Source organism: Methylocystis sp. SC2 (genome assembly GCF_000304315.1).
Classification (GTDB): Bacteria; Pseudomonadota; Alphaproteobacteria; order Rhizobiales; family Beijerinckiaceae; genus Methylocystis.
Genome location: NC_018485.1, coordinates 527,634 through 551,909, shown reverse-complemented (window position 1 = coordinate 551,909; position 24,276 = coordinate 527,634). Strand labels below are relative to the sequence as shown.

Sequence of the window (24,276 nt, the reverse complement as noted above, 5' to 3'; positions counted from 1 at the left end):
GCGCTTTTGCCTGTTTCAAGCCGTTTGGCGCCACTCCTGGCGGACCGCCGTCTCGGGTTCGGCCGCCAGTCGGTGGGAACGCAGCTCCGCCGCTCGCGTCGGCGCCAGTCTGACGAGCGCCCAGACGGCGGCGCCGCGAACAAGGGCGGCGGAGTCCTCGGTCAACCGCTCGGCCTCTGCAGCAAGCTCGGGCCGGGCCGAATTGCCGATGGCGATCAGAACATTGCGCAAGAAGCGGTCCCGTCCGACGCGTTTGATGGGGGAACCCGAAAAATGCGCTCGGAACGCCGCGTCGTCGAGGCGCGCCAATTCTGCAAGCGGCGGGGCGTCGAATTCGGGGCGCGCGGCAAGCTTCGCTTCGCGTCCGGCGCGCGCGTATTTGTTCCAGGGGCAGACCGCGAGACAATCGTCACAGCCGTAGATGCGATTGCCGATCTTGGCCCGAAATTCGAGGGGAATAGGGCCCTTGTGCTCGATCGTCAGATAGGAAATGCAGCGCCGCGCATCGAGCCGGTACGGCGTGGGGAAGGCCGCCGTCGGGCAAACGTCGAGACATTTGGCGCATGAGCCGCAATGATCGCGCTCGGGCGGGTCCGCTTCGAGGCGAAGAGTTGTGAAAATCGCGCCCAGAAAGAGCCACGAGCCGAATTCGCGTGACACGAGATTCGTATGTTTGCCCTGCCAGCCGACGCCGGCCGTCTGCGCGAGCGGCTTTTCCATGACGGGCGCGGTGTCGACGAAAACCTTGGCGTCGCCGGCGCCGGCGCGGCCGAGGATGAATCCGGCGAGCTGTTTCAGCCGGCCCTTGATGACGTCGTGATAGTCGCGGTTGCGCGCATAGACTGAGATCGTCGCGCAAGCCGGTTTCGTCAGCGAAGCGAGCGGATCTCCGTCCGGCCCATAGTTCAGGCCGAGCATGACGAGACTTGCCGCTTCGGGCCAGAGCGCGCGCGGCGCGGCCCGCCGCTCGGCCGTCTCGCGCATCCAGGCCATGTCGCCGTGCGCGCCATTCCGCAGCCATTCGCGCAGCCGCTCGCCCTGCTCCGGCGCAACATCCGCCCGCGCGAAGCGGCAGACGTCGAAGCCAAGCTTGAACGCATGGGCGCGAATTTCCTCCTCCAGCGCCGGAGCCGCAGGCGATCGAACATCATAAACTGCCGGCGAACCCATCGTTGCGTTCGGGACAGGCGCGTGCATGTCAGGTGGGCGCTTGAAGAGGGATCGAGACGATGAACTCGGCGCCAGGATCATGCTTTTTCATTTCGATCGTCGCACTGAGTTGGCGGGTAAACGACGCGATGATCCGCATGCCGAGCCCTTTGCGATCGAGCGGCGCGACGTCATCGGGCATTCCTGCGCCTTCGTCGCCCACGGAAACAGTGAAATTCTCAGCGCCCTGGCGCGCGACCGTCACCGAAATGATTCCCGACTGGCTTTCATAAGCGTATTTCGCCGCATTGGCGATGAGCTCGTTAACGATCAGCGCAGTCGAAACCGCCCGGTCGGTTGCGATGACGATCCCTTCTTCGATCTCGGTGCGCACGTCGCACTGCGCGACGCTTTCATCCAAATCGTGACACAGCGCTTCAATATATTTGCCAACGTCCATGCACTCGACGTCCGAGCCACGAGACAGCTGGTCGTGCGCCTTTGCGATCGCTTCGACGCGGTGAGACGCTTCGTTGAGAAGTTCGGACACCCCTTCGTCGCCGGCGTCGTTGGCTTGCAGGCGGAGCATGCTGCTGACGATGGAAAGGCTGTTCTTCACGCGATGATTCATTTCTTTGAGCAGCGCTTCGTTGCGCGCGAGCGCCGCTCTTAGCTTGCGCTCTTCCCGCTCGCGTTCGATCGCCATGCCAAGAAGATTCGCCGCGCCCTGCAGAAAGGCGATATCCTGCTCCCTGAAATCGGCCGGCGAGCGGCTGTCGACTTCGAGGACGCCAAAGGGCTTTCCGTCACCCTGCAGGATGACGTTCATCGCCCGGCGAACGCCATGCTGACGCAGCAATTCCGGAGTCCTGAACCGCGTCTCCATTTCGAGGTGATTGGAGATGACCGGTTGGCCGCTGCGTAATGCATATCCGGCAGGCGAATCGAGATCCGCGCCGACTTTCGCGACGCCCACCACGCCGCGACTCCAGCCGACGCCGGCGCGCACCAGAAACTGGTTCTCGGACGGGAGCAGCTCCAGCACTTTGCAGAAGTCCGCATCCAGTCCTTGCGCCGTAAGTTGTACTGTATCCGTCAGCAGCTGATCGAGCGAAGCGCCTTGGAGGGCCGAGACGCCGAGCTCCGCCAAAATTTCCTGCTGCCGGATCCGACGCTGGAGCGCGGGCGATGGTTCGCCGCCTTCGGCGGGCGTCGACCGCACTTTCTCATTCTCGCGGTCGCTGGGTGCGCTCATACGATGTTCCCGTATTGACGGCTACTTGCCTCATTCCACCCGATGGTTGTCAAGCGCGGCCGCAGTGCGGCACGCAACAGCGGCGCTTGAGCCTTCGGATCAGGCGCGGCCGATCAAACAGCGTCGCTTAGAAATCCAGCTCCGCATAGTAGCGCCCGGGCGTCAGGCCTGGGGCCCGATAGGACAGCAGCGGACGAAACGCGGGGCGTGACTTGATGCGTTGATACCAGTGTTTCGCCGCCTCATCCTCGTCCCACGGCGCATCGCCAAGATAATCGGCGCATGAAATATGCGCGGCCGCTGCGAAGTCGGCATAGGTCAAACGATCGCCCGCGAGCCAGTTGCGCGCATTGGTGAGATAGCCAATGTAGCGCATATGGTGCCGGATGTTGGCGCGCGCCACACGCACCACGTCCATGTCGGGCGCGCCGCCCGGAGGCGCAAAGCGCTTGTAGACCTTCTCCGTGATCAGCCAGTTGGTGACTTCGTCGAAAAACTTGACGTTGAACCAGTCGACGAGTCGGCGCGTTTCAATGCGCGCCGCCATTTCCTGCGGCAGGAGCCGTTGCGCGCCACGTTCGGCGCCATAGGTCTCGTCTATATATTCGGCGATGAGATTGGCGCCGGGCGCGACGAGGCCGTCGTCGTCGACGAAGACCGGCGTGCGGCCGGCGGGATCAAGCGCGAGAAATTCTGGGCGGCGGTCGCTCACGCGCTCCTCGATGAGCGTTGCGTCTATTCCATATTCGGAGAGGACGAGCCGGACAAATCGCGAATGGGGGCAGAGCGGGTGATGATAAAGCGTGGGCATGATGCCTTTTCGAGCGGACGCGAGGCGACGGTCGGGCGCCGCCTTCTGTATGCTGGTTCGGGTTAGCGCCGCTAGCCGGCGGTTTTACGGCTTTGACGCGCTATTAGCGCGCAGCTTTTGCTAGGATATGCCATGATTCGTTCGCTCTTCGCACTTTCGCTCGGCCTGATGTCGTTCATGGCCGCGGGGAACGCCGATACGCTGAAGGACGGCGTTCCAAATCTCTCCGTCATTGGCGAGGCTTACGAGGACGTCGCGCCCGATCTGGCGATCTTGCGCTTCGGCGTCGTCACCGAACGGCCGCTGGCCGCCGACGCCGCGGCGGAAAATGCGCGCGCGGTCGAAGCTGTTCTCGCCGAACTCAAAAAATTAGGCGTTCCCGACGCTGAAGTGCAGACGCAAGGCGTAACGCTCGCGCCCGTGACTGTCGAAGAGCGAGACCCCAAGACGGGCAAACCCAAGACATCACAAAAGTTTTTCCGCGCGCGAAACGATCTGCATGTGCGCGTGACGCCGGTCGACAAGGCCGGCGAGATCGCCGGCGCTCTGATCGACAAGGGCGTCAACAGCTTCGAAGGCGTCGATTTCCAAATCGCGCATCCCAAGCAACGGCTTGACGCATTGCGGCGCGAAGCGGTCAAGGATGCGGAGCGGCAGGCGAAGATCTATGCGGAGGCGGCCGGATTGCGGCTATCCCGCGTGATCGAAATTCGTCCGCTCGAGGAGATCGAGGCGCGCCCGCGCGCCTATGCGGCGAACGCCGCCGGGGCTCTGGGAGCCGCCGCGATTCCTTTGCGTCCGGGCCGGGAGCGTCTCTCGGCGCGCGTGAACATGGTCTGGGGACTCTCGCGCTAGCTCCCTCTGCCTGTTGAAGCGGCGAAAGCCCGCGCGGCTGCTCGCAATTTGCTCGCCTGAAGCCGTATCGCGCTGCACAATTTCGCGCTAAGCTCGCGTCGCGACTGGTGGGCCGCAATGTGAGGGGTCGCGGATGGCTCATGTCATCTTCTACGAAAAGCCGGGCTGCGCCGGCAATGCGCGTCAGAAGGCGCTGCTCGTCGCCTCCGGACATGAGGTCGAGGCGCGAAACCTCCTGACCGAGCCTTGGAGCATGTCCAGCCTGCGTCCTTATTTCGGCGCCAAGCCCGTGCCTCAATGGTTCAACGCCGCGTCCCCGCGCATAAAATCCGGCGAGATCGACCCGGACAAAGTCACGCCTCAAGAAGCGCTGGTGATGATGATCGTCGATCCGGTGCTCATCCGTCGCCCGCTGATGCGCATAGGCGACCATTGCGAGGCGGGTTTCGACTCGGCCGCGGTCGACGCGTGGATCGGATTGAAGCGGACCGACGACACTGTCAGCGATGTTTGCGTGCGCTCCATCGCCAACGACGCCTTTTAGCCTCCTCGCGAGCCTCCTCGGCGGCGCTTCTCCGCTATAAATGGGGCGCTGCAAACCCTTCCCGACGAACCATAATATGTAAATGGCGCCGGTTCGGCCGTCCGGCGGCCATTTGAGTGAACGCGGCCGGCGGCGCGTGTGGGGGAAGCGGCGAGGAGGAGCCCTAAGCATGCAGCCTTCGGCGGAAGGAACGGAATATTGGGCGATCGAAGCCGATGCGGCGCTCGAGCGCCTGGGTGCGACGCGTTTGGGCTTGAGCCAGGCTGAGGCGGAACGGCGGCTCGCCGTGCATGGCCCCAATCGCCTCCCGGCCGGCAGGCGGCGCAGCGCGCTCATGCGCTTCGCGCTGCAGTTCCACAACGTATTGATTTATGTGCTGCTCGCAGCTTCCGTCGTGACAGCGCTCATGCAGCACTGGATCGACACCGCCGTCATCGTCGCGGTCGTCGTCATTAACGCGATCATCGGGTTCATTCAGGAGGGCAAGGCCGAACAGGCCATGGAGGCCGTGCGCAACATGCTGTCGCTGCATGCGACGGTCATTCGAGACGGGCGGCGCGTCGTCATCGACGCGACCGATGTCGCGCCTGGCGACATCGTCTATGTGCAGTCAGGCGACAAAATTCCGGCGGACATCCGTCTCATCCGGGTCAAATCTCTGAAAGTGCAGGAGTCGGCGCTCACCGGCGAGTCGCTGCCGGTCGACAAGGACCCGGCGCCGGTCATGGCGGATGCGCCGCTCGGAGATCGGGCGCCGATGGCCTATTCGGGGACCGTGGTGACCTACGGTCAGGGGACGGGCGTCGTCGTCGCCACGGGCGCCGCGACCGAGATCGGACGCATCAACGCCATGCTGTCGGAAGTGGAGACGCTCTCCACGCCCTTGTTGCAGCGCATGGATGAATTCGCGCGCTGGCTCACGGTCGTCATTCTGGTGGTGTGCGCCGCCGTTTTCGCTTTTGGCGCGCTGGTCTGGGGGTTCGACGCCGGCGAGATGTTCATGGCGGCGGTCGGGCTCGCGGTTTCGGCGATCCCCGAAGGATTGCCGGCGATCATCACCATCACGCTGGCGATCGGCGTGGAGCGCATGGCGCGGCGCAAGGCGATCATCCGCCAACTGCCGGCGGTCGAGACGCTCGGCGCCGTGACGACAATCTGTTCGGACAAGACGGGCACGCTGACGCTCAATGAATTGATCGTGCGCTCGATCGTCATCTCCGGCGGCATCTACGACACGACCGGGTCGGGATACGATCCGCATGGCGGCTTCCTGCGCAATGGCAAGGATGTCGTGGTGCGCGAGGACATTCACCTGACCGCGGCTTTGCGCCCTCTTGCGCTCTGCAACGACGCCGCGCTGCGCGAAACTGACGGCGCCTGGAGCGTCGAGGGCGATCCCACCGAAGGCGCTTTGCTCGCCGCCGCCGTCAAAGGCGGCGTCAATTTGGAAAAGCTGGCGCTGGAGCTGCCGCGCACGGATGAGATTCCATTCGAGTCGCAGCATCGCTTCATGGCGACGCTGCATCACGATCATGACGGCGCGGGCTACATTTTCGTCAAGGGCGCGCCTGAGAGGCTGCTCGAAATGTGCTTTTGGGAGCAGGGCGCGCGAGGAGAGCAGCGTCCGCTCGACTGCGCCTGCTGGCTCGACCGCATCATTGAGATGGCCACGCGCGGGCAGCGGGTTTTGGCGGTCGCCTCCAAACAGGCGGCGGAGGGGCAGCAGCAACTCGCGTTCGGCGACGTCGAAAGCGGGCTCGTGTTTGTCGGTCTCATCGGCCTGATCGATCCGCCGCGCCCCGAGGCCGTCGATGCGATCCGCGCATGCGCGATCGCCGGCATGTCCGTCAAAATGATCACGGGCGACCACGCCGCGACCGCGATCGCCATCGCCCGTGAACTCGGACTCAACCATCCGGAGTCAGTGCTCACCGGCCGCGACCTCGACGCCATAGGCGACGAGGAACTCGGCGAGGCGGCAAGCGCCACGACAGTGTTCGCGCGCACCAGTCCCGAACATAAGCTGCGACTCGTTCAGGCGTTGCAGAAGCGCGGCGAAGTGGTCGCGATGACCGGCGACGGCGTCAACGACGCGCCTGCATTAAAGCGCGCCGACATCGGCATCGCGATGGGCGTCAAAGGCACCGAGGCGGCGAAGGAGGCCTCGGAAATGGTGCTCGCCGACGACAATTTCGCATCGATCGTGCATGCGGTGCACGAGGGCCGGGTCGTCTATGAAAATTTGAAGAAGACCATCCTCTACATCTTGCCGACAAATGGCGGCGAGGGCCTCACGGTGATCGCGGCGATCGCCATGGGCGAGACCCTGCCGGTGACCCCGGTGCAGATCCTGTGGATCAATCTGATCACCGCTGTCACGCTGGGCCTTGCGCTCGCCTTTGAGCCGCCGACCAAGGGCGTCATGCTGCGCCCGCCGCGCGCGTCGGGCGAACCGATCCTCTCCCGCTATTTCGTCTGGCGTATCGTTTTCGTCTCGTTCCTGATGCTGCTCGCGACCTTCGGTCTCTATGAATTGGAGAAGGCGCGGGGCATGGGGCTCGACAGCGCGCGGACGGTCGCGGTCAACACGCTCGTCGCCTGCGAAATCGCTTATCTCTTCAACGCGCGGTTCCTTTCCGAGTCGTCGCTCTCGCTGAAGGGTCTGTTCGGCAGCCGCGCGGTGCTGATTTCCGTCGCCATCGTCATCGTGCTGCAGGCCATGTTCACTTACGCGCCCTTTATGCAGGCGCTGTTCAACACCACGCCGCTCGACCCGCAGATATGGTGGCATATCGCGGGCGCGAGCGTGGTGCTGTTCCTGCTCGTCGAGGTCGAGAAGGCGATTTTCCGTTCGCCCGCGGCGGCTCCCGCGCTTCGTGGCGTTCCTGCGGCGCCGACGGGCGGCGCAGCCGCCGTCGTCGCGCCCGGCGAGTGGGTCCGACCGGTCGTCGCCGGTCTGTTGGGGCTGCTCATCATTGGCGTAAGCGGCGCGTTCTATCTTCACACGCGGGTCAGTCTCACGCGCGAAGAAGCGTCGGCTGGTCGAACGGTCGTCGTCAGCGGCGTGATCGCCCAGGTCGCGCAGACGCCGATCCATGCGCCTGCGGCAGGCGTGGTCGCGACGCTCTCTTGCGACGTCGGCGCGAAAGTCGAGGCCGGCGAAACCTGTGCGACGCTCGCGCCGTCTTCCTCCGACGCGGCTCTGGCGCGCGAGAAAAGAGCGCTGGCGGCGGCGGAGCGGCAATTGGCGCAGCGCCAGAGCGCGCAGGCGAAGGCGCAGGCGAATCTCGAAAAATTAGAGGCGCGTTCGGCAAGTCGCGCCGCTAGCCGCAAGGCGCTGAGCGCGGCGCGTCGCGCGCTGGCGCGGGCGCAGGCGCAAGTTGCACGCGCCGAAGCGGAAGTCGCTCTGCGCCGGGAGGCGGCGACGAAGGCGCAGGCGGATCGCGCCGGCGCGGCGATCGTCGCGCCGTTCGCAGGTTTCGTCTTGGAGCGAAGGGCGGCTGTCGGCGCGCGCGTTGAAACGGGCGCGCCGCTGTTCATGATCGGCGACGCCAGGACCATCCGCCTCCGGGGGAAGGCGGAGGGGGAGGGCGCTTTGACGATCGCGCCGGGCGCCACGGCGCTGCTGACGAGCGAGGCCGTCCCTGGCCGGACATTTTCAGGAAAGGTGACCGAGGTGCGCCGGCCTGCGGCGCCGCAATCGGGCGCACGGGTCGACGCGGTGGTTGAGTTCGAGAATCCCGACCTCGCGCTTCGACCGGGAATGGCGGCTTCGGTGCGGATTGACCTCGAGGACCGCGCCGTTTGGTGAATCCTTGGTGCCCCTGGCCGGAGTCGAACCAGCACTCCTTGCGGAACTCGATTTTGAGTCGAGCGCGTCTACCAATTCCGCCACAGGGGCCCGGCCGGCGCGAAGCCGGCGAAGCGGCGCGGATATTAGCGGCGGCGCGGCGCCCGTCAACCCGCGAAACTTCTTTCTTCAACGCTTACGTGCTATGCGCGGAAGGCGCGCCGCGCCAACCCCCGGGAACAGATGAAAAAGCTTTACGACTGGACCATGTCGCTCGCCGCAAGCCGGCATGCGCCCCTGGCGCTTGGCGCGATCGCCTTTGCCGAGAGCTCCTTCTTCCCGGTGCCGCCAGACGTGATCCTCGTGCCGATGACGCTCGCCGAGCCGAAGAAGGCCTGGTATTTCGCCGGCATCTGCACGCTTGCTTCCGTCGCGGGCGGGGCGCTCGGCTACGCCTTCGGCGCGCTGTTCTACGATACGATCGGCCAGTGGCTGATCAATCTCTACGGCTACGGCGAGAAGATGGAGGCGCTGCGCGCCTTCTACGCCCAGTGGGGCGCGATCTTCATTCTGGTCAAGGGCTTCACGCCCATTCCCTATAAGCTCGTGACCATCGTTTCGGGGCTTCTCGCCTATAATTTCCCGCTGTTCATCGTATTGTCGATGCTGACGCGGGGGGCGCGGTTCTTCGTGCTGGCGGCGGCGATCAATCGCTTTGGCGATCCGATCCGCTCGAAGCTCGAAAGCCACTTTGGATTGTTCATGGGGTCGCTCGCGGTGATCGTCGTCGCCGGCTTCGCTCTTGCGGCGAAGATGTTTTGAGCCCGAGAGTGGGCCGAATGGATTGGCGCGGCGCCCTCGACTGCGCGCTGGAGCCGCGCAACGCCTCGCTCCTCATCCTCGCCGCCGCCGTTGCGGCGATCGGCGGCGCCTTCGCCTATGAGTCGCTCGGCTATCTGCCATGCGAACTCTGCTACAAGGAGCGCATTCCCTATTACGCGGCTTTCGCGCTCGCGCCGCTCGCCGCCTTCGCCGCGCAGACCGGGCGGAGGGGAATGGCCCGCGCGGCCTTCCTGCTGATGGCGCTGCTCTTCGCCGGCGACGCCCTCCTTTCGCTGTATCATTCTGGCGTCGAGTGGAAGATTTTCGCCGGGCCGTCCGACTGTTCGGGGCCGCTGTCGACCGCGCCGTCGGTCGCCGACTTCATGAAGCAGCTCCGGACCACGAAAGTCGTGCGCTGCGACGAGCCGGGTTTGTGGATCTTCGGCCTGACGCTGGCGAACTGGAATGTCGCGATTTCGGCGGCTCTGGCAGCCTTCGCCGGCTTTGCGGCGAAGCGCTGAACTCGACAGATTTCATCCAATGATCCGCGCCGAGCGCCCGACGTCGTCGGTCATCGCGCGCAGAAGAGCGGCGGAGATTTTTGCTCCGCCCTGCGACGACGGCTCGATCGGATTGGCGTAGTCGGCCGGAGCGTCGCAGACGAGCCGGAGCTCGACGACGGTCAAGCCGAACTCCACTGCGGCGCGAATGATGGCGTCGTTGAAAGGCGCGATCGCGATCCTGGTGACGCGGGCGAATTCCGGGTCGAAATTGCCCCAATAAATCGTGCAGACCGCCATGCGGGGGTCAACTTCGAGACAGGCGCGCAGCGCGGCGCGGTAAGCGGCTTCAAAGCCCGAGACCGCATTCCCGATGAGCTGCAGCGCCTGGGCGCTGTTTGACACGGGCCTGTCGAGAATTTCCGCATGCCCTAATGCATCGTTTCCGCCGACGCTGAGCGCAAGCCGATCCACGTCGCCGGAGAGCTTTGCGAGCTGCGCGGCGACATTGGCTGTGGTCGCGCCGTCCTGCGCGGCGAGCGTCGCCCGCCAGCCCGGAGGAAGCTTCTCGCGCAACTGCTCGATGACCGAGGGGCCGCCCTTGGTGTAGGCGCCGTTGTCAAAAATTGAATCGCCCAGAAGGGCTGCATGCGGCATCAGCTCACGCCGCGGCGCGGCGTCCCTACTGCGCGGCCCCGAGCGCCATCCTGGCGCTCGCCCGCAGCTTCTCCGTTTCGCTCTTCAACTGACCGCAGGCGGCGAGAATGTCGCGCCCGCGCGGGGTGCGCACCGGGCTGGCGTAGCCGGCGTTGAAGACGATGTCGGAGAAGCGCTCGATCGTCTCCCAATCCGAACATTCGTAAGGCGCGCCGGGCCAGGGATTGAAGGGGATCAGATTGATCTTGGCGGGCAGACCTTTGAGGAGCCGCACCAGTTCCTTGGCGTCGGCGGGCGAATCATTCACGCCCTTGAGCATCACATATTCGAAGGTGATGCGGCGCGCATTCGACGCGCCGGGATAATCGCGGCAGGCCTGCAGCAGCTCCTTGATCGGATATTTCCTGTTGAGCGGCACGAGTTCGTTGCGCAACCCGTCGCGCACCGCATGCAGCGAGATCGCCAGCGCCGGACCGCATTCGGCGCCGAGCCGCTCGATCTGCGGCACGACGCCCGAGGTCGAGACGGTGATGCGGCGCTTGGACAGCGCCAGCCCGTCGCCGTCCGCCATAATTTCGACCGCCGCCATGACATTGTCGAGATTATAGAGCGGCTCGCCCATGCCCATGAAGACGATGTTGGAGACGGCGCGCACGCCTTCGCCCGACGGCACGAGTCCGTCGGTCGGCCGCTCGCGACCCGGAAAATCGCCGAGCCGTCGCCTTGCGACGAGCAATTGCCCGACGATCTCGGCGCTCGTCAGATTGCGCACGAGCCGCTGCGTGCCCGTATGGCAGAAGCTGCAATTCAAGGTGCAGCCGACCTGCGAGGAGACGCAAAGCGTGCCGCGGTCGCTTTCCGGAATATAGACGCATTCAACTTCGGCGCCCTTGTCGAAGGCGTCGACCGGCTGCAGCCGCAGCAGCCATTTGCGCGTGCCGTCGACGGAAATCTGCTCCTCGACGATCTCCGGCAGACGCAGCGCGAAGGCGTCCGCGAGCTGGGTCCGCATCGCCTTGGAGACATTCAGCATCTCGCCGAAATCACGGGCGCCGCGAAAATAGACCCAGTGCCAGATCTGCGAAACGCGCATGCGGATCTCGCGCTCCGGCAGGGCGAGCGCGCGCAAGGCGTCGCCGATCTCGGCGCGGGTCATCCCGGCGAGCGAAGGCTGAAGCGTCATGGTGGGCGCAGCGGAAAGATTGGTCAGGCTCATGAAGTCCTCGGAACAGCGCCTCTTATATCATGCCTGCGCAGGATATTTTGAGGGGCGCTGGACGCGCCGCCGGCACGCCGGTCAGCGCGCGGCGGCTTCCGCGCCCTGTATCGACTGCAGGAAGCGCTTCCAGTTTTGGGGCGTCACCGCCTCGCGATAGCGGGCGGTCTGCGCAGGGTCCAGAAATTCCAGCATGAAGGCGCCTTCGATCCAGACTTCCGAAAGCTGGAACAACCCGCCGCCACGGTCGCAGGCCCGCGCCGGCCAGCCTGCGCGCGCGGCGATGGCGATGATCTCCTCCGCCGGCCGAGCCACGCAAATGGCGAGATGCGTTTCGGAGAGGCGCGTTCCCTGATTCTGCGGGGTCCAGTAAGCCTCTTCAGGGCCGTAGGCGAGCACATGGCCGCGCGGCGCGATCTCAAGCTCGACCTCGCCGTCGCCCGACCAGGCCATCCAGGAGTTCGGCCCCGCAGGAGGGAAGGGCGTCGCTTCTCCCTGCATGATCTCTGCAAGCACTTTGGCGACGAGTTCCGGATTGTCGGCCGGGATGGAAGCATGGGCGATGCAGGTCATATTTCTTCTCCATGTGAAAAATCGCGTTCAGGTGAAACATCGCGTTCATCGTCCGCCGCGCGGCGCCCGAGCAGAACGGCGATCGCCTCAGCGGCGGCGCGCCCGGACTCGGCGCCGTCCATTCCCCAGAAATCCCTAAGCGCCGACCAGCCGTAGGCGCTGTCAATGAGCTGGGCGATCGCGGCGCGCCGGCGTTTGGCGGGGTCGCCTAAGCCGGGCAGCGCGTCTTCCACGCAGGCGAGCATCGCCGCCTGGCGCCGCTCGTTGGAGCTCAAGCGGACCTCGCGTCCGGTTTCGGAAGAGATCGACGCTCTGATCAACGCCTGTTCATCATCAAAGCGCGGGAAGAGCCGCAGCGGCGTGGCGATCAATTCCTCTGCGGTCTGCGGAAAGCCGGAACTTCCGACACGCGCCTGCATGCGGGGCCAAACCGCTTTCAGCAGGTCCTCGCGCGTCTGGAAGTGGCGGTAGACCGTTCGTTCGGTCACCTTCGCCCGTTCAGCCACTTTGGCGATGGTGAGCGCGTCCAGGCTGCCTTCTCGCATCTCGTCGATCGCGGCGTCGAGAATGCGCATGCGCGTTTGGTCCCTATGCGCCTCGCGGAGCGATGTCAGTTCAACTGAACTCATGTCATTACGTATGACACCTCAATTACGCCCCGTCAATCCGCGGCCGGCCCAGTTCGATCCGGGCGCGGCGTTCCTTGATGTCGCGCGCCGAAACCGATAAACGCTGCGCGCTCACGGCCAAGAGGGCCGATGGAGCGACTCCTTGCATAGCGCCGCGCCAGACGCATCCGATCCTTCGCTCAAGGCCACGCGCCGGGAGTGGATCGGGCTCGCCGTCCTCGCACTGCCCTGTCTGGTCTATGCGATGGACTTCACCGTGCTCAATCTCGCCATTCCGGCGCTAGCGGCGGAGTTGCGGCCGAGCGCGTCGCAACTGCTGTGGATCATCGACATCTACGGCTTCATGGTGGCCGGCTTCCTGATGATCATGGGCGGGCTCGGCGATCGCATCGGCCGGCGGAAGGTGCTGCTGCTGGGCGCCGCGGCGTTCGGCGCCGTATCGATCCTGGCGGCTGTCTCGAAGTCGGCGCAGATGCTGATTTTTGCGCGCGCCGCGCTCGGCGTGGCGGGCGCGACCCTGGCGCCGTCGACGCTGTCGCTGCTCGCCAACATGTTTCGCGATCCGTCGGAACGCACCTTTGCGGTCAGCATGTGGATTTCGAGCTTCTCCGCCGGCGCCATCATCGGGCCCCTTGTCGGCGGCGCGCTCATTCAGTCTTTCGGCTGGGGCTCGGTCTTTCTTGCGGGCGTCCCGGTGATGGTCCTTCTGCTTGCGCTCGGGCCGATGCTACTGCCGGAATATCGCGATCCCGACGCCGGCCGGCTGGATCTCGCCAGCGCGCTGCTGTCGCTCGCGGCGGTGCTGTCCTTCATTTACGGATTGAAGCGCGCCGCCGAAGCGGGTTTTGGCGCCGACTCGATCGGGGCGATGGCGGCAGGCGCCGCGCTCGCGCTTCTGTTTTTGCGCCGACAGGCGCGGCTTGAAGATCCGTTGATCGATCTCGCGCTGTTTCGCTCGCGGTCGCTGAACACGGCGCTTTGCATCAACATGCTCGGCGTCTTCTTCATGTTCGGGGCGTTCATTCTGCTCGCCCAATATTTTCAGCTCGTCGCCGGTTTGACGCCGCTCGGCGCAGGGCTGTGGTCGACGCCGTCGGCGATCGTCTTCATGATCGGCTCCTTCGCCACGCCCGCGCTCGCGCGCCGCTTCAAACCGGTCAATCTGCTCGCCGGCGGATTGATCGTCGCCGCGGCTGGATTCGTCGGCCTCGCGCTGGCCGATGGATTCTACGCGGTGGTTTTATCTTCTCTGCTTCTCGTCGGCTTCACCCCGGTGATCGCGCTGACGACGGAAATCATCGTCACATCGGCGCCGCCCGAGCGCGCCGGCGCGGCGTCAGCCTTGTCGGAAACGGCGATTGAACTTGGCGGGGCGCTCGGCATCGCCGCGCTCGGCAGTCTGGGCACGCTGATCTATCGCGCGAAAATGGCCGGCGTCGTCGCGGGGCTTCCGGCGGACGTCGCGCGAGCGGCCGGCGCGACGCTCGGCGGCGCGGCGGATGCGGTCAAATTCTTGCCTGCGGAGCAGGCCGAGCGGACGCTCTCCGCCGCGCGCGACGCCTTCTGCGCCGGCTTTCAGGCGACCGCGCTGTTGGGCGGCTTGGGGCTTGTCGGCGCCGCGTTCGCGACTAAGATTGCGCTCAAGCAAGCGCGTCCTCCGCAAGGCGCAGGCGAAAAGCCGCGTTCAGCCCCGGCGTAGGCCGTCGCCCGTCGGGGCGCCGAGTCTAAGTTAACGAATATCGTCTCGCCGCGTCATGGCCGCGCCTGTCGCGATGGCCTGCGTCCGTCATGCGCTTGTCACAGCGCGCGTCGAGCTTTAGCCTGCAGCGCATTCTGTTGTTTTTTGCGCTTGGGGGATTTCATGAGACTCGCCGCATACAATGTTGAGAATCTTTTCGACCGCGCGCGCGCAATGAATCTTAAGAGCCTTTCGCAAGGCAAACCTATTCTCGAACGCTTCGCGGAGCTGAACGCGCTGTTGGCGCAGCCTTCCTACAGCGCCGCCGACAAGACGCGCATGGCGAAACTTGTCATCGAGCTTGACTTGGAAAAATCCGATGTCGGCGATTTTGTCATTCTGCGGCGTAACAGGGGCGGACTCATCAAGCGTCCCAAGTCGGGCGGCGTTCAAATTGTCGCGAGCGGGCGCGCCGATTGGGTCGGCTCCCTGGAGTTGCGCGACGAGCCGGTCGACGAACAGGCGATGCGGAATACGGCGCGGGTGATGCGAGACGTCGAGGCGGACGTTCTCGGCGTCGTCGAAGTCGAGAGCCGGCCGGTGCTGCGGGATTTCAACGCGGACGTCGTCGCTGCGCTCGGCGGCGAGACGTTCCGCCATGCGATGGTGATCGACGGCAACGATACGCGCGGCATCGACGTCGGCCTCTTGACCCGACAGGGGTTTCCGATCGGCGCGCTGCGCAGCCATGTCGACGAGATGTTGACCGAGCGGAATCCGATCTTTTCGCGCGACTGCGCCGAGTTCGAGGTGACGGCGCCGTCCGGCGCGCGCCTCCTGGTGATGCTCAATCACTTCAAGAGCAAGGGTTTCGGCTCGCAGCAATCATCCAACGCCAAACGCCGCGCGCAGGCCAAACGCGTCGCTGAAATCTACGACGAACGCGTAGCCATGGGGATCAAGAACATCGTCGTGATGGGCGACTTCAACGACACGCCGGACAGCGAACCTTTGAGTCCTCTCATCGACGGGACGGATCTGAAGGACATCTTCTTGCATCCGAAATTTGACGACGGCGGTTTCCCAGGCACCTACGGCAGTTGCGCCGCGGACAACAAGATCGACTTCATCCTGCTGTCGCCGGCGCTGTTCGACAGGGTCACGAGCGGCGGCGTGTTTCGCAAAGGCATGTGGCCGGGCGCGCGGGCCAAACGCTGGGAGGCCTATCCGGAAGTCGCCCGCAAGGAGGACGCAGCGTCGGACCATGCGGCGATATGGGCGGATATCGATCTTTAGCGGGAGAGTCGCTCGATCAGCGCCATGGCGGCCGCCGGATTGCGTTCCTTGGCGCCGCTGATGACGTAGAGAAACACGTCGCGGGGCGTCGCCGCCTTCCGTTGCGTTTCCGCAAAATAGTCGAGCCCGCTCGGCGATGCGCCGCTCGCCCATTGTCGCGCGCGCCGCGCCCATGCATCGAGCGCCTTGGCGTCATAGCCCTGTGGTTCAGCCTCCAGCGTTCCCATGATGCGCGCATAGACGAAGGGCGCCGTCAGATCGGCGATAAGCGGATATTTTGCATCGCCGGCGACGACGATGGCGACCCCATGCCGGCGCGCCAGCGCGACGAATTCAGCCGTCTTGAAGCTGTTATGGCGCGGCTCAATCGCGTGCCGCAGCGGTCGGCCGCCGATGTTCTTTGGCAGCAGCGAAAGAAAGGCGTCGAAGAACGCCGCGTCGAATTTCTTCGTCGGGAGAAACTGCCACAAGATGGGTCCGAGCTTGTCTCCAAGCTCCATAACGCCGCTCTTAAGGAAGCGCTCGATCGATTCGCTCGCCTCCTTCGGCGTCTTGCGCATCGCCGCAAAGCGCGGCGCTTTGACGCTGAAGATGAAACCCTCGGGCGTTTCATCGCGCCATTTGGCGAAGCTCGCGGCGCTTTGCGTGCGATAGTAGGTGGCGTTGATTTCGATCGAGGTGAGCTTATGGCTCGCATATTCGAGTTCCCGCTTATGCGGGAGGCCGGCAGGATAAAAGGCTTCGCGCCAGGGCGCGTAACTCCAGCCTCCGACGCCGACATAGATGCGTCCGGCCTTTTGACTCATTTGCGCTGCAGCCTCGCGTGTCGGCTGGCGAGGGCTTGAGACTTGTCCCCGCCGCGCCATCTTAGCGGCGTCATCGACAACATATTTGTCTTCTTCGCCGGCTGTCGATCGTGAGAAGCTGCGCCTTATCGCATCTGCCGGAGTCGTTTAAGGAGGGGGGCGCCATGGCGGCGAAGTTTTTCTGGAGATTTCTATTCGCGCTGACCGCAATCGCGCTCGCCGCCTGTGATCGCGGCCCCGAACTGCCGGAGAGCGCCGGCTACGGACCCAATCCGACGCTGCCGGCGCCGCATCCGACCGGCGCCTTTCCTTACGTGAATATCGCTCGCGCGGTAGGCTGGCCAAGCGCCGGAAAGCCCACGCCCGCCGAGGGGCTGGGCGTTGAAGCTTTTGCGACGGGGCTCGATCATCCGCGCTGGCTGTACGAATTGCCGAACGGCGACATTCTTGTCGCGGAAACCGATGCGCCGCCGAAATCCGAAAACGAAGGCGGCGGCGGCGTTCGCGGCTTCTTCATGGGCCTCTATATGCGTCAGGCCGGGTCCGATAAGCCAAGCGCCAATCGCATCACGCTGCTGCGCGACGCAGACGGCGACGGCGTCGCCGAGATGAAGGAGCCCTTTCTGGAAAATCTAAATTCGCCCTTCGGCATGGCGCTGGTGGGAGATCAGTTTTATGTCGCCAACGCCGATTCGCTTGTGCGCTTTCCATATAAGGAAGGCGATACGCGCATCGAAGCGGCGCCCGAAAAGGTCGCGGATTTGCCCGCGGGACGCAATCTTCACTGGACGAAGAGCCTTGTCGCGGATCCTGTGGGTTCGCGTCTCTATGTCGGCGTCGGGTCCAACTCCAACGCCGCAGAGCATGGCATGGAGGAAGAGCATAACCGCGCCGACATTCTGGAGATCGATCCGGCGACCGGCGACACGCGGGTTTTCGCTTCGGGACTGCGCAATCCCGTCGGGATGGATTGGAATCCCGCGACGGGCGACCTCTGGGTCGCGGTGAACGAACGCGACGAGATTGGCGACAACCTCGTGCCCGACTATATGACGAAGGTCCAAGAGGGCGCCTTTTACGGCTGGCCCTACAGCTACTACGGACAGCATGTCGACGAGCGCGTGCAGCCGCAAGATCCGGCCCTCGTCAAACAGGCGATCCGGCCGGATTACGCGCTCGGCTCGCATACGGCTTCGCTCGGCTTCGCCTTCGTCGGCGACGCGGACCTCGGGCCGTTCCAGAACGGCGCCATCATCGGTCAGCATGGATCGTGGAATCGCAGTCCCCGCGCGGGCTACCGCGTCATTTTCGTAAAGTTCGAGAATGGCGCGCCGGTCGGCGCCCCGAAAGAGGTGATGACCGGCTTTCTGAACGAGCGCGGCGAAGCGCAGGGCAGGCCGGTCGGCGTCATCGTCGATAAGCGCGGCGGACTGCTGGTGGCCGACGACGTCGGCGGCGTCGTGTGGCGGGCGCGCGCCGCCAAGAAGCAACCGGAATAGCCGGCTTCGCTCGCATTTGGCCGCCGCCTGTGCTAACGGCTGCGGTCAGTCCGGTTTTCTCGGGCGGAGTCAAGGGTCTGGCGCACATGTCCGATATTTTCCACGAGGTCGATGAAGACGTCCGGCGCGATAAGGCGGCGGAGCTTTGGCGGCGCTATCACACGCCGATTCTGATCTTCGCCGTGCTGATCGTCGCTGCGACCGGCGCGTGGAGCTACTACCAGACCAACCGTCAGAAAATGGCGGAGGCGGCGAACGCCCGTTTTGAAGCCGCGGTCGCGCTCGCCAGCGAAGGCAAGGCCAAAGAGGCGGCGGCAGCTTTCGACGCGCTCGCCAAGGACGGTCCCAAAGGCTATGCGACGCTCGCGCGCATCCGCGCTGCGGAACTGCGCGAGGATAAAGCGCGCGCGCTCCAAGAACTGGAGGCGATCGCCGAGGACAAGAACGTCGACAAACTGAATCAGGAAGTCGCTCAGCTGCGCGCCGCGCTGATCATCATCGAGAGCGGAGACCGCCAGAAAATGGAACGCGCGCTCGGACCCATGATGACGTCGAACGGCGCATTTCGCTTCTCGGCGCAAGAATGGAACGGTCTCGACGCGCTGGCCAATGACGATTTCGAAGAGGCCGAAAGGGACTTCAATATTCTGATCAGCGATCGCGACGCGCCGCAATCCATGCGCCAGCGGGCCGCGGCCTATCAGGGATTGCTGCACGCCAAGCGCGGACCCAAGCCGGCGGCGGCGCCGGCGGCCGGGGCCGGAGCGGCTCCGAGCGGCGGCAATGTCACGGTGACGCCGGTGATCGAGCCGGAACAGGAAGGCGCCGCATCATCCGGCGAGGCGCCGTTCGAGGTGAAGCCCTCGAAATAGTGGCGTCGGGGCGCGGCGGCGCAGCGAGAAACGAGTCATGTCCTTTTCGCTCGCGATCATCGGCCGTCCGAACGTCGGCAAGTCGACGCTGTTCAACCGGCTGACCGGCAAGAAGCTGGCGCTTGTCGACGATCGTCCCGGCGTCACCCGCGATCGCCGCGAGGGAGAAGCCAAGCTCGCCGATCTGCGCTTCACCATCGTCGACACGGCCGGGCTGGAGGAAGGCCCGGGCCCGACCCTGGAAGGGCGGATGCGCGCCCAGACCGAGAGCGCGATCCTCGCCGCCGACGCCATTCTCTTTCTCATCGACGCGCGGGCCGGGGTCACGCCCGACGACAAATATTTCGCCGATCTCGTCCGTCGCGCCGGCAAGCCGGTTATCCTGATCGCCAATAAAGCGGAAGGAAAAGCCGGCGAGCCGGGCGTTTACGACGCCTTTTCGCTCGGTCTCGGCGATCCCGTGCCGCTTTCCGCCGAACATGGCGAAGGCATGGGCGAACTCTATGACGCGCTGCGCGAGGCGCTGCCCGAGGAGACCGCCGAGCCTTTCGAAGACGACGTCGCCATCGAAGAAAATCTGCGGAACGACGATGAGGACGGCAGCGACCTCGACGTCACGAAGCCGCTGCGCATCGCGGTCGTTGGACGGCCCAACGCCGGGAAATCGACGCTGATCAACCGCATTCTCGGCGAGGAGCGCCTACTGACGGGACCCGAAGCGGGAATCACGCGCGATTCGATCTCTGTCGATTTCGTTTGGCGCGATCGGAAGATGAAGCTCTTCGACACGGCCGGCCTGCGCAAGCGCGCCCGCGTCGTCGACAAGCTGGAAAAACTGTCGGCCGCCGACGCGCTGCGCGCCGTGCGCTTTTCGGAAGTCGTCGTGCTGCTTGTCGATTCGACGATCCCCTTCGAGAAGCAGGATCTTTCGATCGCGGATCTCGCGGCCCGCGAAGGGCGCGCCGTCGTCATCGCGCTCGGCAAATGGGACCTCGTCGAGAACCCCGGCGCTACGCTCATCAAGCTGCGCGAAGACGCAGAACGCCTGCTGGCGCAGCTGCGCGGCTGTCCGGTGGTTCCGGTGTCGGGCGCGACGGGGCAGGGGCTCGACAAGCTCATGCAGGCGATCGTCGCGGTTCATGAAATTTGGAACAAGCGCATCGGCACCGGGCGGCTCAATCGGTGGCTGCTGACGCAGATCGAGGAGACGCCGCCGCCGGCCGTTTCCGGGCGGCGCATCAAGATTCGCTACATGACGCAAGCCAAGTCGCGGCCGCCGCATTTCGTGCTGTTCGGCAATCAGCTCGACGAATTGCCGACGAGCTACGAGCGCTTCCTGATCAACGGTCTGCGCAAGACCTTCGACCTTGCGGGCGTGCCGATCCGAATTTCGAAAAAGGCGGGGGAGAACCCGTTCGAAGGACGTCACAAGGGCTGAGCGACTCTTGTGTCATGACGCCGCTCGCGAGATTGTGGCGCCATGCTCAAGCCCTCTCCTGAAAAACTTCTCGCTCTCGGCATGTCGTTCTGGAACGCCAAGGCGCTGCTTTCGGCAGTGGAGCTCGGCGTGTTCGACGCTCTCGCCGACGGCCCCGCCGACCCTGCGACGTTGACGCCGAAGCTCGGCTTACACAAGCGCTCCGCGCGCGACTTTTTCGACGCGCTCGTGGCGATGAAAGTTTTGGAGCGCGACGCGGCCGGACGTTACGCCAATACGCCCGAGACGGATTTTTTTCTTGTGCGCGGTCGGCCGAGCTATGTCGGCGGGCTGCTGGAGATGGCCAATGCGCGTCTCTATGAGAGCTGGGGCCGCTTGTCGGAGGCGCTGAAAACTGGTCGCCGACAGAGCGAGGATCAGGACGCCAGCGATCTTTTCGCGGCCCTCTACGCCGATCCGCAACGTCTGCGCGGCTTCCTCTCCGCGATGAGCGGCGTGAGCGCCGGCGCCGCCCAGGCGATCGCCGAGAAATTCTCCTGGAGGAACCATCGCACCTTCGTCGACGTCGGCGCCGCGCAGGGCATGGTCCCCGTCACGATCGCGCGGGCGCATCCGCATCTTTCGGGCGGCGGCTTCGATCTCCCTCAGGTCGGTCCGATATTCGAGGAATTTGTCGCCGCCAATGGCCTCACGGAGCAACTGCGGTTCTATCCCGGCGACTTTTTCAAGGACGATCTGCCCCAGGCCGACGTCATCGTCATGGGGCACATCCTACATGACTGGGATCTTGAGCAAAAGCGGCTGCTGTTGAGGAAGGCCTTCAACGCCCTCCAAGAAGGCGGCGCGCTCATCGTCTATGAAGCCATGATCGACAATGATCGCCGCGAGAACGCCTTCGGCCTGCTGATGAGCCTGAATATGCTGATCGAGACCGACGGCGGCTTCGACTTCACGGGGGCCGACTGCGAAGGCTGGATGAAGGAAGCCGGGTTCTCCAGCTGTCGCGTCGAGCATCTGACGGGGCCGGATTCCATGGTGGTCGGCGTCAAATAGAGCCGCCCGCGCGCGCGAACGCTTCCACGGCGCCTGCGACGAATCCCCGCGCCGCCGCGCTGGATTTTGGTTGGACAGAAGCTAGTTTTGAATTATTCTAATTCTCGCGTCGCGGGCCTGACGGCCGCGCCGACTCGAATACTTGGAGGCAAGAAAATGGCTATGCTCAAGGGCAGCAAGACCGAAGAAAATTTGAAGGCCGCCTTTGCGGGCGAATCGCAGGCGAATCGCCGTTATCTTTATTTCGCTCAAAAGGCCGACGTCGAGGGCTACAATGACGTGGCCACCGTGTTCCGCTCCACCGCCGAAGGCGAGACGGGTCACGCCCACGGCCATCTCGAATTTCTCGAGTCGGTCGGCGATCCTGCAACCGGCCTGCCCATCGGCAAGACCGCCGATAACCTCAAGGCGGCCGTCGCCGGGGAAACGCACGAATATACCGACATGTATCCCGGCATGGCGCGCTCGGCCCGCGATGAGGGCTTCGAGGAAATCGCCGACTGGTTCGAGACGCTCGCCAAGGCTGAGCGTTCGCACGCCGGCCGCTTCCAGCGCGCCCTGGACGAACTGAAGTAAGGGCGTGAGTCCTTCTCCCGCGGAGCGGGAGAAGGTGGCCCTGGCGTAGCAAGGGACGGATGAGGGTCGCCCTCACCCGCGGCTTGCTTCGCAAGCCACCCTCTCCCGCGCGCGGGAGAGGGGCGTGCGGCGCTCCCACCACAGGACCATCATGAGAGAAGGCAGCCTCGAGGCGCCGATCCGGCATCCGCTGGATTGGAAGAGTGCGGATTTTTACGACGAGGCGAAACTCGACGCGGAAATGCGGCGGGTCTTCGATATCTGTCATACATGCCGGCGCTGTTTCAATCTGTGCGACTCCTTCCCGCGGCTGTTCGATCTCGTCGACGAGTCGAAAAGCGGCGAGCTCGACACTGTCGCCAGCGCGGATTTCAAGCAGGTCGTGGACGCCTGCACGCTCTGCGACATGTGCTTCATGTCGAAGTGCCCCTATGTGCCGCCACATGAGTTCAACATCGACTTTCCGCATCTGATCCTGCGCTACCGCGCGGTCGAAGCGAAGAAGAACGGCGTGCCCGCCGTCGATCGCGCGCTTGCCGACACCGACCGCAACGGCAAATGGGCGACGCTGATCTCAGGCGCGGCCAATTGGGCGACGCGCCGCGACAACACAATGATGCGCGGCCTCGAAGAGAAAGTCGCGGGCGTCGATCGCAACGCCGAGCTGCCAAAATACGCCAGCAAGACGCTCGAAGCGCAGGCCGCGTCGCATCCGCCGATGCGCGACGAGTCGGCGCCGGCCAAGGCGCGCAAGGCCGTGCTCTACGCCACCTGCTACGGCGACTATAACGACACGTCGATCGGCATGTCGGCGCTGGCCGTGCTCGCGAGAAACGGCGTGGAGACCAAAGTCGCGCACCCGGCCTGCTGCGGCATGCCGAAGCTCGAACAGGGGATGCTCGACGAAGTGGCGGAGGCGGCGCGCAAGGTCGCCGCGGCCTTCGCGCCCTATATCGATGAGGGCTACGACATTGTCGCGCCGGTGCCGTCCTGCGCCCTCATGCTGAAATTCGAATGGCCGCTGATTCTGCCGGAGGACGAGAGCGTCAAGCGTCTTGCCGAGGCGACCTTCGACCTTTCCGAATATGTCGTCGACATCGCCGGCAAAGAGGGGCTGGCCGAGGGTATGGCCCCACTAGATGGCGGCGTCGCCTTCCATGTCTCCTGTCATTCGCGCGCCCAGAATATTGGTCAGAAAGGCGCGGAGCTGCTTGCGCTAATCCCCGAGGCCGATGTCACGGTGGTCGAGCGCTGTTCGGGCCATGGCGGCGCCTGGGGCTATAAGAAGGGCAATTTCGAAACCGCGATGAAGGTGGGCAAGCCCGCCGCGCGGCAGTTGCAGAACGCCGACAAGAAGCATGTCGTTTCCGAATGCCCGCTCGCCGGACTGCACATCGAACAGGAGATCGAGACGCTCGGCGGCGAGACGCCGAAGCCGGAACGCGTCGGCCATCCGATCGTGCTGATGGCGAGAGCTTATGGACTTACAGGCGCGTAAACGGCGGGTTTTTCCCTCATCCTGAGGAGCGAGCGAAGCTTGCGTCTCGAAGGACAAGGAATTTGCGTAGGATGCCTCGCCTTCGTGCTTCGAGTCGCGTCCCCTGGATGCTCCTTGGCATGAGGGCGCAGGTCGATGGAGCACCAAGAAGATGACGAGCCGTCACGAACTGACCCGCGCCGATATCCTCCCCTGGGCGGAATATGCCAAGGACCGCGCCGAGCACCGCAAGCGCCTCACCGCGATCAAGCGCAACCGCCGGGTCGAGGTCGGCCCCTACGTCACCTTCTACTTCGAGAATTTCGACACGATGTGGATACAGGTGCAGGAGATGCTGCACATCGAAAAAGGCGGCGAGGCGCAGGTCGCCGACGAGCTTGCGGCCTATAATCCGCTCATCCCCAAGGGGAAGGAACTCGTCGCGACCTTCATGATCGAGATCGATGACGCGTTGCGGCGGGCGCGCGTATTGTCGCAACTCGGCGGCGTCGAGGAGACGGCGTCCATCGAAGTCGGCGGCGAGCGCGTCGCCGGCAAGGCCGAACAGGATCAGGATCGCACCACGGCTGAAGGCAAAGCCAGCAGCGTGCAATTCGTGCACTTTCCCTTTACGGAGGCGCAGATTGCGGCGTTCAGGGAGCCGAACACGCGCGTGATTTTGGGCCTGTCGCATCCCAACTACAGCCATATGGCCGTGTTGTCGGAAGCGACGCGCGCATCGCTCGCGCAGGATTTCAGTTAGTTCGATAACCTGCGCTC

Annotated in this window: 22 protein-coding genes and 1 tRNA gene; 14 read left to right on the top strand and 9 right to left on the bottom strand. The window is 64.5% G+C overall.

Going from position 1 to position 24,276, the window contains the following annotated elements:
- Nucleotides 1-15 precede the first annotated feature (15 nt).
- The 3 genes from queG to BN69_RS02600 form a co-directional block, all read right to left on the bottom strand.
- The gene (gene queG, locus BN69_RS02610) at nucleotides 16-1,170 is read right to left on the bottom strand and encodes a tRNA epoxyqueuosine(34) reductase QueG (protein WP_014889988.1); all 1,155 of its coding nucleotides are present in this window, start codon (nucleotides 1,168-1,170) and stop codon (nucleotides 16-18) included.
- Between the two features lie 28 nt (nucleotides 1,171-1,198).
- Nucleotides 1,199-2,404 (bottom strand): sensor histidine kinase, encoded by a 1,206-nt coding sequence (locus tag BN69_RS02605; protein WP_014889987.1) that lies wholly within the window; start codon nucleotides 2,402-2,404, stop codon nucleotides 1,199-1,201.
- 127 nt (nucleotides 2,405-2,531) lie between these two features.
- Complete coding sequence (locus tag BN69_RS02600) at nucleotides 2,532-3,215, bottom strand: glutathione S-transferase family protein (RefSeq protein ID WP_014889986.1); 684 nt, start codon at nucleotides 3,213-3,215, stop codon at nucleotides 2,532-2,534.
- Nucleotides 3,216-3,347: 132 nt separating this feature from the next.
- On the opposite strand from BN69_RS02600, the gene BN69_RS02595 reads away from it, so the two are divergent.
- From BN69_RS02595 to BN69_RS02585, 3 genes are all read left to right on the top strand, one after another.
- Nucleotides 3,348-4,070, top strand: coding sequence for an SIMPL domain-containing protein (locus BN69_RS02595; protein ID WP_014889985.1), 723 nt, complete (start codon nucleotides 3,348-3,350; stop codon nucleotides 4,068-4,070).
- Between the two features lie 133 nt (nucleotides 4,071-4,203).
- Nucleotides 4,204-4,614, top strand: a complete 411-nt coding sequence (locus tag BN69_RS02590; protein ID WP_014889984.1) for an ArsC/Spx/MgsR family protein — start codon at nucleotides 4,204-4,206, stop codon at nucleotides 4,612-4,614.
- Nucleotides 4,615-4,783: 169 nt separating this feature from the next.
- Nucleotides 4,784-8,425, top strand: coding sequence for an HAD-IC family P-type ATPase (locus tag BN69_RS02585; protein WP_014889983.1), 3,642 nt, complete (start codon nucleotides 4,784-4,786; stop codon nucleotides 8,423-8,425).
- 5 nt (nucleotides 8,426-8,430) lie between these two features.
- Here the strand turns inward: BN69_RS02585 and BN69_RS02580 are convergent.
- Nucleotides 8,431-8,515, bottom strand: a tRNA-Leu gene (locus BN69_RS02580).
- Nucleotides 8,516-8,647: 132 nt separating this feature from the next.
- On the opposite strand from BN69_RS02580, the gene BN69_RS02575 reads away from it, so the two are divergent.
- Both BN69_RS02575 and BN69_RS02570 read left to right on the top strand, forming a co-directional pair.
- Nucleotides 8,648-9,226, top strand: a complete 579-nt coding sequence (locus BN69_RS02575; RefSeq protein WP_014889982.1) for a YqaA family protein — start codon at nucleotides 8,648-8,650, stop codon at nucleotides 9,224-9,226.
- A gap of 17 nt (nucleotides 9,227-9,243) precedes the next feature.
- A complete protein-coding gene (locus BN69_RS02570; protein WP_014889981.1) occupies nucleotides 9,244-9,747 on the top strand; it encodes a disulfide bond formation protein B in 504 nt (167 codons plus the stop codon).
- A 12-nt stretch (nucleotides 9,748-9,759) separates the two neighbouring features.
- Here BN69_RS02570 and BN69_RS02565 read toward each other — a convergent pair whose 3' ends face one another.
- The 4 genes from BN69_RS02565 to BN69_RS02550 all read right to left on the bottom strand — a co-directional run bounded on the left by BN69_RS02565 (nucleotide 9,760) and on the right by BN69_RS02550 (nucleotide 12,747).
- On the bottom strand, nucleotides 9,760-10,383 hold the full coding sequence (locus BN69_RS02565) for an SGNH/GDSL hydrolase family protein (protein WP_014889980.1): 624 nt from the start codon (nucleotides 10,381-10,383) through the stop codon (nucleotides 9,760-9,762).
- A 25-nt stretch (nucleotides 10,384-10,408) separates the two neighbouring features.
- Nucleotides 10,409-11,599, bottom strand: a complete 1,191-nt coding sequence (gene rlmN / locus BN69_RS02560) for a dual-specificity RNA methyltransferase RlmN (RefSeq protein ID WP_014889979.1) — start codon at nucleotides 11,597-11,599, stop codon at nucleotides 10,409-10,411.
- Between the two features lie 81 nt (nucleotides 11,600-11,680).
- Entirely contained in the window at nucleotides 11,681-12,172 is a 492-nt protein-coding gene (locus BN69_RS02555) for a hypothetical protein (RefSeq protein ID WP_014889978.1), read from the bottom strand.
- A complete protein-coding gene (locus tag BN69_RS02550; protein ID WP_244435019.1) occupies nucleotides 12,169-12,747 on the bottom strand; it encodes a TetR/AcrR family transcriptional regulator in 579 nt (192 codons plus the stop codon). The genes BN69_RS02555 and BN69_RS02550 overlap by 4 nt, the downstream gene beginning before the upstream one ends.
- 157 nt (nucleotides 12,748-12,904) lie before the next feature.
- On the opposite strand from BN69_RS02550, the gene BN69_RS02545 reads away from it, so the two are divergent.
- The gene (locus tag BN69_RS02545) at nucleotides 12,905-14,500 is read left to right on the top strand and encodes an MFS transporter (protein WP_371212424.1); all 1,596 of its coding nucleotides are present in this window, start codon (nucleotides 12,905-12,907) and stop codon (nucleotides 14,498-14,500) included.
- 162 nt (nucleotides 14,501-14,662) lie between these two features.
- Nucleotides 14,663-15,775, top strand: a complete 1,113-nt coding sequence (locus BN69_RS02540) for an endonuclease/exonuclease/phosphatase family protein (RefSeq protein WP_014889975.1) — start codon at nucleotides 14,663-14,665, stop codon at nucleotides 15,773-15,775.
- On the opposite strand, the gene BN69_RS02535 is transcribed toward BN69_RS02540, so the two are convergent.
- Nucleotides 15,772-16,581 carry a DUF72 domain-containing protein gene (locus BN69_RS02535; RefSeq protein ID WP_014889974.1) on the bottom strand — a complete coding sequence of 270 codons (810 nt, stop codon included), beginning with the start codon at nucleotides 16,579-16,581 and terminating at the stop codon, nucleotides 15,772-15,774. The genes BN69_RS02540 and BN69_RS02535 overlap by 4 nt on opposite strands.
- 164 nt (nucleotides 16,582-16,745) lie before the next feature.
- On the opposite strand from BN69_RS02535, the gene BN69_RS02530 reads away from it, so the two are divergent.
- The 7 genes from BN69_RS02530 (at nucleotide 16,746) to BN69_RS02500 (ending at nucleotide 24,259) form a co-directional block, all read left to right on the top strand.
- Nucleotides 16,746-18,080 carry a PQQ-dependent sugar dehydrogenase gene (locus BN69_RS02530; RefSeq protein WP_014889973.1) on the top strand — a complete coding sequence of 445 codons (1,335 nt, stop codon included), beginning with the start codon at nucleotides 16,746-16,748 and terminating at the stop codon, nucleotides 18,078-18,080.
- Between the two features lie 86 nt (nucleotides 18,081-18,166).
- Nucleotides 18,167-18,952, top strand: coding sequence for a tetratricopeptide repeat protein (locus BN69_RS02525; RefSeq protein WP_014889972.1), 786 nt, complete (start codon nucleotides 18,167-18,169; stop codon nucleotides 18,950-18,952).
- 37 nt (nucleotides 18,953-18,989) lie between these two features.
- The gene (der, locus tag BN69_RS02520; protein WP_014889971.1) at nucleotides 18,990-20,390 is read left to right on the top strand and encodes a ribosome biogenesis GTPase Der; all 1,401 of its coding nucleotides are present in this window, start codon (nucleotides 18,990-18,992) and stop codon (nucleotides 20,388-20,390) included.
- A 42-nt stretch (nucleotides 20,391-20,432) separates the two neighbouring features.
- Nucleotides 20,433-21,443, top strand: coding sequence for a methyltransferase (locus tag BN69_RS02515; protein WP_014889970.1), 1,011 nt, complete (start codon nucleotides 20,433-20,435; stop codon nucleotides 21,441-21,443).
- Nucleotides 21,444-21,599: 156 nt separating this feature from the next.
- The gene (locus BN69_RS02510) at nucleotides 21,600-22,019 is read left to right on the top strand and encodes a rubrerythrin family protein (protein ID WP_014889969.1); all 420 of its coding nucleotides are present in this window, start codon (nucleotides 21,600-21,602) and stop codon (nucleotides 22,017-22,019) included.
- Nucleotides 22,020-22,170: 151 nt separating this feature from the next.
- Nucleotides 22,171-23,517 (top strand): heterodisulfide reductase-related iron-sulfur binding cluster, encoded by a 1,347-nt coding sequence (locus tag BN69_RS02505; protein ID WP_014889968.1) that lies wholly within the window; start codon nucleotides 22,171-22,173, stop codon nucleotides 23,515-23,517.
- Between the two features lie 151 nt (nucleotides 23,518-23,668).
- On the top strand, nucleotides 23,669-24,259 hold the full coding sequence (locus tag BN69_RS02500; protein WP_014889967.1) for a DUF3501 family protein: 591 nt from the start codon (nucleotides 23,669-23,671) through the stop codon (nucleotides 24,257-24,259).
- Nucleotides 24,260-24,276: the final 17 nt, after the last annotated feature.